At 57.2% G+C, this 12,643-nt stretch carries 12 protein-coding genes; 8 read left to right on the top strand and 4 right to left on the bottom strand.

The window, feature by feature from the left end; all coding sequences use genetic code 11:
- Nucleotides 1-3 precede the first annotated feature (3 nt).
- Nucleotides 4-957: a lipoyl synthase gene (gene lipA / locus ARCT_RS0111180; protein ID WP_027240153.1), complete on the bottom strand. Its 954-nt coding sequence runs from the start codon at nucleotides 955-957 to the stop codon at nucleotides 4-6.
- A 318-nt stretch (nucleotides 958-1,275) separates the two neighbouring features.
- Here lipA and ARCT_RS0111175 point away from each other — a divergent pair, with 318 nt between their 5' ends.
- On the top strand, nucleotides 1,276-1,824 hold the full coding sequence (locus ARCT_RS0111175; protein WP_027240152.1) for a peroxiredoxin: 549 nt from the start codon (nucleotides 1,276-1,278) through the stop codon (nucleotides 1,822-1,824).
- Between the two features lie 24 nt (nucleotides 1,825-1,848).
- On the opposite strand, the gene ARCT_RS0111170 is transcribed toward ARCT_RS0111175, so the two are convergent.
- Nucleotides 1,849-2,805: a LysR substrate-binding domain-containing protein gene (locus ARCT_RS0111170; protein ID WP_027240151.1), complete on the bottom strand. Its 957-nt coding sequence runs from the start codon at nucleotides 2,803-2,805 to the stop codon at nucleotides 1,849-1,851.
- 120 nt (nucleotides 2,806-2,925) lie between these two features.
- The gene (locus ARCT_RS0111165) at nucleotides 2,926-3,738 is read right to left on the bottom strand and encodes a DUF6456 domain-containing protein (RefSeq protein WP_322786416.1); all 813 of its coding nucleotides are present in this window, start codon (nucleotides 3,736-3,738) and stop codon (nucleotides 2,926-2,928) included.
- A 496-nt stretch (nucleotides 3,739-4,234) separates the two neighbouring features.
- Between ARCT_RS0111165 and ARCT_RS0111160 the strand changes: the two genes are divergently transcribed.
- A complete protein-coding gene (locus ARCT_RS0111160; RefSeq protein WP_027240149.1) occupies nucleotides 4,235-4,573 on the top strand; it encodes a DUF6477 family protein in 339 nt (112 codons plus the stop codon).
- Nucleotides 4,574-4,657: 84 nt separating this feature from the next.
- On the opposite strand, the gene ARCT_RS0111155 is transcribed toward ARCT_RS0111160, so the two are convergent.
- Nucleotides 4,658-6,202 carry a trimethylamine methyltransferase family protein gene (locus ARCT_RS0111155; RefSeq protein WP_027240148.1) on the bottom strand — a complete coding sequence of 515 codons (1,545 nt, stop codon included), beginning with the start codon at nucleotides 6,200-6,202 and terminating at the stop codon, nucleotides 4,658-4,660.
- Between the two features lie 244 nt (nucleotides 6,203-6,446).
- Between ARCT_RS0111155 and guaA the strand changes: the two genes are divergently transcribed.
- From guaA to ARCT_RS0111125, 6 genes are all read left to right on the top strand, one after another.
- On the top strand, nucleotides 6,447-8,015 hold the full coding sequence (guaA, locus tag ARCT_RS0111150) for a glutamine-hydrolyzing GMP synthase (RefSeq protein ID WP_027240147.1): 1,569 nt from the start codon (nucleotides 6,447-6,449) through the stop codon (nucleotides 8,013-8,015).
- Nucleotides 8,016-8,156: 141 nt separating this feature from the next.
- Nucleotides 8,157-9,050: a DMT family transporter gene (locus ARCT_RS0111145; protein ID WP_027240146.1), complete on the top strand. Its 894-nt coding sequence runs from the start codon at nucleotides 8,157-8,159 to the stop codon at nucleotides 9,048-9,050.
- An 80-nt stretch (nucleotides 9,051-9,130) separates the two neighbouring features.
- Nucleotides 9,131-9,988, top strand: coding sequence for a hypothetical protein (locus tag ARCT_RS0111140; RefSeq protein ID WP_027240145.1), 858 nt, complete (start codon nucleotides 9,131-9,133; stop codon nucleotides 9,986-9,988).
- A gap of 58 nt (nucleotides 9,989-10,046) precedes the next feature.
- On the top strand, nucleotides 10,047-10,970 hold the full coding sequence (gene metA, locus ARCT_RS0111135; protein ID WP_027240144.1) for a homoserine O-acetyltransferase MetA: 924 nt from the start codon (nucleotides 10,047-10,049) through the stop codon (nucleotides 10,968-10,970).
- A gap of 193 nt (nucleotides 10,971-11,163) precedes the next feature.
- On the top strand, nucleotides 11,164-12,033 hold the full coding sequence (ppk2, locus tag ARCT_RS0111130) for a polyphosphate kinase 2 (protein ID WP_027240143.1): 870 nt from the start codon (nucleotides 11,164-11,166) through the stop codon (nucleotides 12,031-12,033).
- The gene (locus ARCT_RS0111125) at nucleotides 12,026-12,643 is read left to right on the top strand and encodes a TetR/AcrR family transcriptional regulator (RefSeq protein ID WP_027240142.1); all 618 of its coding nucleotides are present in this window, start codon (nucleotides 12,026-12,028) and stop codon (nucleotides 12,641-12,643) included. The genes ppk2 and ARCT_RS0111125 overlap by 8 nt, the downstream gene beginning before the upstream one ends.

The raw sequence follows: 12,643 nt of genomic DNA, 5'->3' as shown, positions 1-12,643 counted from the left end.
TGATTAGGCCAAGCCGAGTTTGGCATTCCGCGCAGCCCGCAGCCGGGCAAAATCATCTCCCGCATGATAAGAAGACCGCGTCAACGGTGTGGCCGACACCATATGGAAGCCCTTGCCATAGGCGGCCTTCTCATATGATTTGAACTCCTCAGGTGTTACAAAACGATCCACCGCGTGGTGTTTTGGCGTTGGCTGCAGGTACTGACCAATGGTGAGGAAATCGATATCGGCGGCCCGCATGTCGTCCATCACCTGACGCACCGCTTGTTCGTCCTCGCCCAGGCCAACCATGATGCCGGATTTGGTGAACATCGACGGATCCAGCTCCTTGACCCGCTGCAACAAGCGCAGGGAGTGGAAATAGCGCGCGCCGGGGCGCACCTCGGGGTAGAGGCCCGGCACCGTTTCCAGGTTGTGGTTGAACACATCGGGACGCGCCTCGATGATCTGTTCAATCACCGCCATGTCACATTTGATAAAGTCGGGCGTCAGGGTCTCGATGGTGGTCGCGGGGCTGCGGTGGCGCACGGCGCGGATTGTCTGGGCAAAATGCTCTGCTCCGCCATCGCTGATATCGTCGCGATCCACCGAGGTGATGACCACGTGATTCAAACCAAGTTTTTGCACTGCATGGGCCACCCGGCCAGGCTCAAAGGCGTCCAGATCTTCGGGCGGTTTTCCGGTGGCGATATTGCAGAAGGTACAGGCACGGGTGCAGACCTCGCCCATGATCATCATGGTGGCGTGCCCCTGGCTCCAGCATTCGCCCACATTCGGGCAGCCCGCTTCTTCGCAGACCGTGACCAGCCCATTGTCGCGCATGATCTTATGCGTTTCCGCATAGCCCTTGCCGCCCGGGGCCTTTACCCGGATCCAGCTGGGTTTCTTTGGCTGGGCATTGTCCGGGCGATTTGCCTTTTCGGGGTGCCGTTGCTCGGGAATTTTTAGATCACGCATGGTGGGTCCGCTTCTGGCCTGTGTTCCCAGGTGACTTAGCACGTTCATTCCTTGGCGTCACCGCGACATTGAGATATCGGCAATGCAAGTGATGCATAGCCGCAAGTTCTGGCGCTATTTGACTCAGCACACCCTTGCACAACCCCAGGCCCCTCCCGCAGCGCGACAGGGCTAAAATTTCGGGCATTTGTGCTTATTTTCAACTCATTCCCCAGCCATTCCATGACTGTTTCACGACAAGGCCCAGAGATGGTTGCGCTCAATTTAGAACTCTTATAACTGGCTGCCAAACTGGTTCATCATCCATGGAGTTGTAAGATGAAAGCTGGCGTAAAACTGCCCGACGTGACCTTTAAAACCCGCGTACGCGACGAAGCTGTGGGCGGTCCCAATCCGTTCCGCTGGGAAGACAAAACCACTGCGGATTACTTTGCAGGCAAGCGCGTTGTGCTGTTCTCCCTGCCCGGCGCCTTCACCCCCACATGCTCCACGTACCAGCTGCCCGGCTTTGAAAAAGGCTTTGCCGATTTTCAGGCCGAAGGCATCGACGCCATCTACTGCATGTCGGTCAACGACAGCTTTGTGATGAACAAATGGGCCGAATCGCAGAACCTGGAAAACGTCACTGTCATCCCTGATGGCTCTGGTGAGTTCACCCGCAAAATGGGCATGCTCGTCGCCAAGGACAACCTGGGCTTTGGTGCCCGCTCCTGGCGCTATGCCGCCATCGTCAACAATGGTGTTGTTGAAGCCTGGTTCGAAGAGCCCGGCCTCTGCGACAACCACGGCGAAGACCCTTATGGCGTCTCCTCCCCGGAAAACGTGATGAAGCACCTACAGGCCGCAAAAGAAACTGCTGCAGCCTAATCCCTGCGATTTTGCAAAACCTGTTTAAGACTCGGGCTCGCCAGTGGCGGGCCCGTAGTCTTTTTGAGCCTGCTCCAGAATAGCCTGCCCGGTTTGCCGCGCCACGCGGGCCAGATCCTGAAACCATTCTGATTCTGCGGTGCTGGCGCGGCGGATCAAGCCAATCCTGCGCTTTGGTTGCGGCGCGCCAAAGCGTTGAACACAAAGCCCCTGCGCTGCGTTACATTCCGCAGCCAATGCAAGCTCGGGCATCAAGGTCAGGCCAAAACCAGCGGCAACCAGACGTGACAGCGTGGCCAGCGACCCTGCCCCCATGTTGATCCCCGAGGCAGAGCGCGCAACACCACAGGCCTCCAGCGCCTGATCCGTCAGGCAATGGCCATCCTCAAGCAGCATCAACTGATTTGCCTCCAGATCCGAGGGTTCAACCTTTGGGTGCCCGGCATTGACCTGCGCCAGACGATTGGCGGAGCCCGCCAGCAAAAAGTGGTCTTCAAACAGATCTACTTCAACCAGCCCGGCACCACCGCTGGGCAGCGCCATAATGGCCAGATCCAATGCGCCGCTTTGCAGGGCCTCCAGCAGGCGCTCGGTTCTCGCCTCACGCACCTGAATGTCCAATTGCAGATCCTGCGCCCGCAGATCAGCCAGAAACCCCGGAAGCAAATAGGGCGCAATGGTTGGGATCACCCCCAATGACAGGCTGCGCCGACCGCTGCTCTGATCCTGCGCCAGACGTTCCAACCGTCCAGCGGAGAGCAGGATTTCGTCACTCTGCGCCAGGACCTCACGCCCCAAAGGCGTAAGGATCACCTCACGCGCCCGGCGTTCGACCAGAATTCCCCCCATTTGGTCTTCCAATGCCTTGATCTGAACAGACAAAGCCGGCTGAGAGACATGGCAGGCCTGGGCCGCACGGCCAAAATTGCGATGCTCACACAGCGCCTTGAAATATCCAAGCTGTCGAAGGGTAAATCTCATAAGAGCACCCTATCAAAACAGCCGCTAGCTACAAGATGCGATTATCACTTAAAGGAGCAGAAAGGGTCAAAATCGCCGCCTTCCCCCTGGCTGCGCGATTGCCGCCAATAGAGTGAACCGTCAGCCAATCAACTGATTGCAACGGGCCTCTCCAAGGCGCTCGTCCATTTCATCATAAAAGACCTTTAGCTGCCCCAGGGCAATCCGCAGGACAATTTTGCCAGAACGCGCCGACCATCCCAGATGGCGCTCTGCGGCTTCCAGCCCCTCCAGGTGACAACAACACCGCAGCGCAATATCGTTCAGACCAGAGCCCAGAGCCGCCATTGCTTCAGCAGCCCGCTTTTTTGCCGCTGTAGACGCAGCGCTCCGCTTTGGCGGCTTGGTGCGCCCACAACTCTCTGACGCCGCAAAGTAGTCCCTGCTCTGCGCCAGGTGATCGCCGACCTGCGCCAATTCAAAATCCTCCCGCAGGCGTTTTCCCGCATCGACCAGCTCTCGGGCCAGAAAGGGCTCACCGCTTTTGTCCTGCAAGCGCGCCAGCATATCCAGAGGGGTTTCCCCCAGACCATAGCGCGTACGGCGCTCTTTGGTTTTATCGCCCCGTCTTGGCAGATAGCTTTGCTGCGTTTCACTGAATCCCTGCTCCAGTTTGGCCCGCGCCCGATTTTCCCGCTCTGCCATCAAACGACTGTACACCGTTCGCCCCATTGGGGTGATATGATAGCGACGCAGGCGACCGGGCCGGGTGCAGCTGATCCAGCCCAAAAGCGCCATATTCCCTGCCAGCCCCTGATCCACCGCGAGCTTGCTCATCGCGCCTTCGCCTTCCCGCACAACCACGGCCTTTTCCATACCCTCCGCCACCGCCAAAACTGCACCGCTTTGGCAAAGCCGGGCCAGGACCTCAAGGGCGGCGGTTTGTAACGTCATTGAATCGGAAAAATACTGGAATTTCGGTGAGACCTGGCGATTAAAATGAGCCGTCGCCAATTCGCATAATGCGCAGTCGATCAAAGGATCATCGCGGCGGTTTTCGACCCGGCGTATTTGCCGCAACACGGTTGACGGATGGCATTTTAGATCTCTTGCCAATTGACGGATCGAACGTCCGCCTTCGGTGTGGTCCAGATATCTCTGTACCTCGGTGGGGACCCATTCCGGGAGTGTTTGTGCTGACTGTCTTTGCATGAATACTGATCTCCAGTCGTCAGCCAGGCAAATAGTCCACATTCCGCCCCCAAGGTTTCCCACAGAGACAGAGAGTTTACCCGCCTGATTTTGAACAGAACTTCGAGTTATCCATCATTGTTTCCAAAAACTCACCAATCAACAAACAATAGACCGCGCGGCGAACAGCCTCTCGCGGCAACACCCGCTTGAGTTGTGTTATGGCCTAGACCACACGCACAGCAAAAGGGACACTTCAATGCAGGACCTACTGAGCCGTCTAAAAACCCTTCACCGCCCCAGGCTTCTGGTTAGAACCGCCCGTATTGGCGCTGGCAACTACAGCAGGGAACGGGATTTGCGCAGGATTCTTGGCACTGAAAAGCCTGCAAGACCCGCCGCAGCGATCATGCGGTTGCTGGACCTTGAACATGAGGTGAACCAACAGCGACTGAGTGGAGATGCGGGCTATGCCATCAGCCGTCATGTCGAGATCTTGATAGCCCTGCTTGGGGAAGCAGAGTATCTGGCGCCCCCGGCCCAACCGGACCGACCTGCAGCGGCAGAAGCGAATAACACCAGCCCTTTGCCAAACTAAAACAGGCAGTGGCTATTCCAGCCACTGCCTGCAAAGTCTCGCCTTATACGGGAAAATAGCTCCCCGATCAGGACACCATAAAATCTACATGAAAGTATCCGGAGACGCGGATTTTTTCTCAGCAACAAAGGCTTCCAGTGCCGCTCTGATTTCCGGATCCAACTCGGGAGCCTGATAGTTCGACAGAAGATAATCCACGCGGTTGGTTGCCAAAGCATAGGTGTCGCGGGCGCCCTCTTCTTCCCAGGTTTCAAAGGGTTTGTAGTCCAGCAGTTCGGACTTCCAGAAGGCGGTTTTGAAGTTTGCCTGAGTATGGGCACAGCCCAGGTAGTGGCCACCGGGGCCAACTTCGCGGATCGCATCCATTGCCTGATCGTCTTCGCTCACTGGTACACCTTTGGCCAGGCCATGCAAGGTGCCAAGTTGGTCGGCATCCATGACAAACTTTTCAAAGTCAGCCACCAGCCCGCCTTCGAGCCAGCCACAGGCGTGCAGCATGAAGTTCACGCCTGACAACAGCCCCATGTTGAGCGAGTTGGCGGTTTCATACGCGGCCTGGGCGTCGGGCAGTTTGGAGCCGCAGAAGGACCCGGCAGAGCGGAACGGCAGGTTCAAACGGCGCGCCAGCTGACCGGCGCCATAGGTAATAAGAGAGGCCTCGGGCGTGCCAAAGGTTGGCGCACCAGAGTTCATGTCAATCGAGGAAACAAAGGCACCAAAGATCGCCGGCGCACCGGGACGGACCAGTTGGCTATAGGCCACACCGGCCATGACCTCGGCCAGAACCTGCGTCAGGGTACCTGCAACCGAAACCGGCGCCATGGCACCGCCCACGATAAAGGGAGAGATGATGCAGGCCTGGTTATTGGCCGCATAGACCTCCAGCGACCCCATCATTACATCGTCAAATGTCATTGGCGAGTTGATATTGGTCAGCGAGGTCATGACGGTATTGTTCTGTACGAACTCCTTCCCAAAGAGGATCTCACACATATCGACCGAATCCTGCGCCCGGCTTGGCTCGGTCACCGAGCCCATAAAGGGCTTGTCGGACAGAGTCATATGGGCCAGCAGCATATCCAGGTGACGTTTGTTCACCGGGATATCCGTGGGCTCACAAACGGTGCCACCTGAATGGTGCAGCCATTTGGACATATAGGCGAGTTTCACAAACTTGTTGAAATCTTCCATGGTCGCATAGCGACGTCCGCCCTTGGCATCGCGCACAAAGGGCGGGCCATAAACAGGTGCCAGAACCATGTTTTTGCCGCCGATGACCACGGATTTTTCCGGGTTGCGGGCGTGCTGGGTGAACTCAGACGGCGCCGTTGCGCAGAGCTTGCGGGCCAGGCCACGGGGAATACGCACCCGTTCGCCCTGAACATCTGCACCAGCATCACGCCAACGCTGCAGCGCTGCCGGATTGTCCACAAAGTTGACGCCAACCTCTTCAAGGATGATATCCGCATTGGCTTCGATGATCTCCAGCGCTTCTTGGGTCAGAACCTCGAAGTTGGGGATATTGCGCTGAATGTACTTTGCAGTTTCAATTTTGATGCTGGTACGTTCTGCGCGGCGGGCGGCGCCGCCGCCACCTCTGCTCCGACGACGTGGTGCTTCTTCAGCCATGGTCAGCCCTCTTGAAGGAATTTCGTTAGGAGATATTTAGACCGCCAACCACCGTCCGCGCCGAAGGATAACGGCCTATCCGGTTGGAAAGCGACATCTGATCAGCATTTTTTCCGCCCCTGCGTCTGCTTCTGCGCAAAAACACCCGCAACCGCGGCCAAGATTGGCAAAGTTTTGCATCAACCAGCCCCTGTGGCACATCTGTCCTCTTGCCAGACAGGAACACAGGGCCTATGAGCCAAACATGAGCCAGACATCCCATGACCGCCTTCTTATCATAGACTTTGGCAGCCAGGTTACGCAGCTTATTGCGCGCCGCCTGCGTGAGCTGAATGTCTATTGCGAAATTCACCCCTACCAGAACGTCACAATGGATTTTGTGCGCCAATTGGCGCCCAAGGCCGTGATCTTTTCCGGTGGCCCAGACAGCGTGACCCGCGAGGGTAGCCCCCGCGTGCCACAGGAGATCTTTGACATAGGCGTACCGATTCTCGGGATCTGCTACGGCCAGCAAGTGATGATGCATCAACTTGGGGGCATGGTCGAAAGCGGCCATGGCACCGCCGAGTTTGGTCGAGCCTATGTCAAACCCACCATTGCCTCGCTGCCGCTGCTGGAGGGCTGGTTCCAAGATGACGCAGACCGCGAGCAGGTCTGGATGTCCCACGGTGACCACGTGAGCAAGATTGCACCAGGGTTCGAGGTCTACGGCACCTCGCCCAATGCGCCATATGCCATCACCGCTGATATCAGCCGCAATTTCTACGCGGTGCAGTTCCACCCCGAAGTGCACCACACGCCCAATGGCGCCAAGCTTTATGAAAACTTTGTGCGCCTCGCAGGTTTTAGCGGTGACTGGACCATGGGTCTGTACCGCGAGCAGGCCATTGCCGCGATCCGCGAACAGGTTGGCGACAAAAAGGTGATCTGCGGTCTGTCCGGTGGCGTTGACAGCTCGGTCACCGCCGTTTTGCTGCACGAGGCCATTGGTGATCAGCTCACCTGTGTCTTTGTTGACCACGGCCTGCTGCGCAAGGGTGAGGCTGATGAGGTCGTCACCATGTTCCGCGACAATTACAACATGCAGTTCATCCACGCGGACGAGCAGGACCTGTTCCTGGGCGAGCTGGAAGGTCAAAGCGACCCTGAGACCAAACGCAAAATCATCGGCAAACTGTTCATTGATGTGTTTCAGAAACACGCCAATTCGATTGAGGGCGCCGAGTTCCTGGCACAGGGCACGCTTTACCCCGATGTCATCGAATCCGTCAGCTTCTCTGGCGGTCCTTCGGTCACCATCAAAAGCCACCACAATGTGGGCGGGCTGCCCGAAAAGATGGGCCTGAAGCTGGTTGAGCCGCTGCGCGAATTGTTCAAGGACGAAGTCCGCGCCTTGGGCCGCGAACTGGGTCTGCCTGCCAGCTTTATTGGCCGCCACCCCTTCCCTGGGCCCGGTCTTGCAATCCGCTGCCCCGGCGAGATCACCCGCGAAAAGCTGGAGATCCTGCGCGAGGCCGATGCCGTCTATATCGACCAAATCCGCAAACATGGTCTCTATGACGAAATCTGGCAGGCCTTTGTTGCCATTCTGCCGGTCCGCACCGTGGGTGTGATGGGCGATGGGCGGACGTATGATTTTGCCTGTGCCCTGCGCGCCGTCACCTCCGTTGATGGTATGACGGCGGATTACTACCCCTTCAGCCATGAATTCCTTGGCGAGACCGCGACGCGGATCATCAACGAAGTGAAGGGCATCAACCGCTGCACCTACGACATCACCTCGAAACCTCCGGGCACCATCGAGTGGGAATAATCCCACGCGTCGGCTATTAAAAACCATCAGCCCCGGCCCGGTGCCGGGGCTTTCTTTTACCCCATGGTTCCCCCCCCATTGACGCGACCGAGAAATACGGGTTCCTGTGATGGCGAGCCCCAGAACCCAAAGGAATCCCCCATGACTGCTGAGATCAAAATTCTGCCAGCGGCTTTGTGGATGTTGGGGGCTATCGCCTCTTTTTCGGCCATGGCGATTGCAGGTCGCGAAGCGGGTCAGACGCTCGATACCTTTGAAATCATGAGCTATCGCAGTTTGGTTGGGGTGGTCATCGTGGCCCTGCTGATCACGGTAAGGGGCAACTGGGGCAGTGTAAAAACGGATCGCCTGAGCAGCCACCTGTTTCGAAACATGGCGCATTTTACTGGGCAAAACCTCTGGTTTTTTGCCGTGACCCTGATCCCTCTGGCGCAGGTCTTTGCGCTTGAATTCACCTCACCGCTTTGGGTGGTGGTGCTATCGCCCCTGCTGCTTGGGGAGCGCTTGACCATGATCCGCGGATTTTCGGTTCTGCTCGGGTTCATGGGTATCCTGATTGTCGCCCGCCCCTCCCCGGAAACGCTCAACGCCGGGGTTATCGCCGCCGCCAGCTGTGCCGTCTTTTTTGCTCTGACCGTTATTTTCACCAAGCGGCTGACCCGCCATGAGAGCATTGCCTCAATCCTGTTTTGGCTCACCTCCATGCAGCTGGTCATGGGGCTGATCATGGCCGGATGGGATGGGGACATTGCCCTGCCCAGCCTGGAGGTCCTGCCCTGGGTTCTGCTTATCGGGTTGGCCGGTCTGGCTGCACATTTCTGCTTTACCAATGCGCTGTCCATCGCACCGGCAACAGTGGTGGTCCCCTTTGACTTTGCCCGCCTGCCGGTGATCGCTGTGCTGGCCATGGTCATCTATGGCGAGGCCGTCGTGGTCTGGACATTCATCGGCGCCGGGCTGATCTTTGCCGCCAATTACCTCAATATCCTCGAGGCCGCAGGGCGGATCGGCCTGAACAAGACCCGCCTTTCCTGAGAACTGCGGCATCACAGTAGAATTGACCAACCTGCCAGAGCCGATTAGCAAGACCAGACGAAAATAGGGAAGACGGGTCAATGCTATATAAGAGTGCACAAGACTGGCGCGATGCGCCGCAAAAACGCATTTTGTTCTTTGGGATGTCCGGTCTTGGCAAGACCTATATCAGCAACATCCTACGCAACGCAGGCAGTTGGTTTCACTACTCGGTAGATTACCGCATCGGCACCCGCTACATGGGCGAATATATCGCCGACAATGCAAAATCCGAAGCGATGAAAAACCCTTTCCTGCGGGATCTGCTGCTGTCAGATTCGATCTATATTGGCTCCAATATCACCTTTGAGAACCTGACCCCGGTATCCTCCTATTTGGGTAAACCCGGCGACCCTGCCAAGGGCGGGCTGGATATGGCAGAATATCAGCGCCGTCAGGATCAGTTCCGCATGGCCGAAATCCACGCCCTGCTGGACACCCAGTATTTTGCCGACCGCGCTACCCGGCTGTATGACTATCCAAATTTCATCTGCGACACGGGCGGGTCAATCTGCGAATGGGTCGATGCAGATGACCCCAAGGACCCCGTCCTGACAGAGCTCTCCAAACAGTGCCTTCTGGTCTGGATCAAAGGCGATGACGCCCATACCGAAGAGCTGATCCGCCGCTTTGACCGCGCCCCAAAACCAATGTCTTATCAACCGGATTTCCTGCAAAAAACCTGGGAAGACTATCTCAACCAAATGGGTCTATCAGAGAGCGATGTCGACCCTGATGCTTTTATTCGCTGGACCTATGCCCAGGCCCTGGCTCATCGCCAGCCGCGCTATGCAGCGATGGCAAAGAACTGGGGTGTTACCGTCACTGCGGATCAAATATCGGCGATCAAAACTGAGGCTGATTTCAATGAGTTGATCGCCCAGACACTTGAGCCCTAAACCAAACCGGCCTATCTAGCAGAACGCCGCTACATTTTCCCCACATTGAGGACCTGACATGCCTATCAAGATCCCTTCTGACCTGCCCGCCTATGACGTTCTGACGAACGAAGGCGTCATGGTCATGTCGCCGGATCAAGCGGCGCGTCAGGACATTCGCCCCCTGCGCATCGGGTTGCTGAATCTGATGCCCAAGAAAATCCAGACGGAAAACCAGTTTGCCCGTCTGATTGGCGCCACCCCTTTGCAGATTGATCTGTCGCTCATCCGGATGACCGAGCACCAGACCCGCAACACCGCCGCCGCCCATATGGAAGAGTTTTATCACTCCTTTCAGGAGGTGAAGGATCAGAAATTTGACGGTTTGCTGATCACCGGCGCGCCGATTGAACATATGCCGTTTCAAGAGGTCACCTACTGGGACGAGCTTTGCGAGGTTTTTGAGTGGACACAGACCAATGTGCACTCGACCTTTGGCGTCTGCTGGGGCGGCATGGCGATGATCAACTACTTCAATGGTGTGAAAAAACACCTGCTGGACCACAAGGCCTTTGGCTGCTTTCGCCATCAGAACCTTGCCGCCTCCTCTCCCTATCTGCGTGGGTTTTCGGATGACTGCGTCATACCGGTCTCCCGCTGGACAGAAATACGCCAGAATGAAATCGACGCGACCCCCGGCCTGACAACCCTGCTGGGCAGCGAAGAGGCCGGCCCCTGTCTGGTGCAGGACCCCGCACATCAGGCGCTGTATATTTTTAACCATTTTGAATATGACAGCGACACCCTGAAACAGGAATATGACCGCGATGTCGCCAATGGCACGGAAATCAATGTTCCGCAAAACTACTACCCAAATGACGATCCCAGCCGCCCGCCGCTGAACCGCTGGCGCAGCCATGCGCATCTGCTTTATGGCAACTGGATCAACGAGATCTACCAATCGACGCCCTTTGATATGGCAGATATCGGACGCCAGCGTTAAGCAACAGAGGCAGCGTTAGCCCAGAGGATATCCTGTCCGGCGCCGCCTGGTGTTGCGTTGTGCGCGCAGGCCTCTGGCGGTTTGCGGCCACGGGACCTGGATATCGCCTGGGCTGGCCCCTGATCTGAGTGAAAGCGATTCACATCCCCCCCGGTCTTGCCCTATAAAGGCCTGACCAAAGAGGAGTTCGCCAATGAAACTGCCATTTGACGGCGCCATCAGCAGCTATTTCAAGAACCAAGCTCCAACAGACCTGGCCAACTGTATCAAAGACAGTGACAAGGACGACATTCTGGCACCAAATTTCCCCTATTCGGAGCGCATGCCCCGCAAGGACTATGAGAAAGAAATCAAATCCTTGCAGGTCGAACTGGTCAAGCTGCAGTCCTGGGTCAAAGAGAGTGGCGCGCGGGTCGCGATTGTGTTTGAGGGCCGCGATGCGGCCGGCAAAGGCGGTACAATCAAACGGTTTCGCGAGAACCTCAACCCAAGGGGCGCCCGCGTCGTGGCCCTGTCCAAACCCAGCGAGCCCGAACAAAGCCAGTGGTATTTTCAGCGCTACGTCGATCACCTGCCCTCTGGCGGTGAAATCACGTTTTTTGACCGCAGCTGGTACAATCGCGGCGTGGTCGAACATGTTTTTGGCTTTTGCACTCCAGAGCAGCGCAAACGGTTCTTTCATCAGGTCGGCGGTTTTGAAGAGGCCCTGGTTGACGATGGAATTATCCTGTTCAAGTTCTGGCTGAACGTCAGCCGCCCCGAGCAGCTACGCCGCTTTTTGGCCCGCGAAAGCGATCCGCTGAAGCAATGGAAGCTCAGCCCGATTGATGTCAAAGGGCTGGAGAAATGGGAGGAGTATTCCGCCGCCATCGGCGAGACCCTCAATAAAAGCCACAGCACCCATGCGCCCTGGTGTGTGATCCGCTCTGATGACAAACGGCGTGCGCGTCTTTCTGCCATTCGCACAGTCCTGCATGCTATTGATTATAAAAACAAAGATGAGAAAGCCATCGGACCCATAAATGAAAACATCTGCATCGGACCGGAAAACTGGGATGCCTAAACGTGGGTATCATCACGGCAATCTGCGTCAGGCCCTGGTTGAGGCGGCGCTGCGTCTGATCGAACAGAAAGGCCCCACTGGCTTTACCCTCTCTGAGGCTGCAAAACAGGCCGGGGTTACCCCGGCGGCGGTCTATCGCCATTTTGAAGGCCGCGAAGATCTGATCGCAGAGGCGGCGCGTCAGGGGTTTTTGATGTTTGCCGACCTGATGCAGCACGCCTATGACAAATATCAGCCGTCGCCCCTGGCCGCCTTTGAGGCCACAGGCCGTGCCTATCTCGCCTTTGCGCGCAAACATCCCGGCCACTACATCGCCATGTTCGAAAGCGGGATTGCCAGTAACCGCTCCCCGGAACTGGCCGCTGCCGCGAATCGCGCCCGCAATATCCTGGAACGCGCCGCAGATGATCTCAGCCAGCAAATCCCGGCGGACAGGCGCCCCCCTGCCTCGATGTTTTCCGCCCATATCCTGGCGATGAGCCACGGCGTGGTCGAGCTCTATGCCCGCAACACTCCCGGTGCGACCTCGCCCTTTCCCCCGGAGGATCTGCTGGAAACCGGCATCGGCATCTACCTGCGCGGTCTGGGCCTGATCGAGCCAGACAACTGA

The organism is Pseudophaeobacter arcticus DSM 23566 (assembly GCF_000473205.1).
GTDB classification, from domain to species: domain Bacteria; phylum Pseudomonadota; class Alphaproteobacteria; order Rhodobacterales; family Rhodobacteraceae; genus Pseudophaeobacter; species Pseudophaeobacter arcticus.
This window is presented reverse-complemented; position numbering and strand designations above follow the sequence as displayed.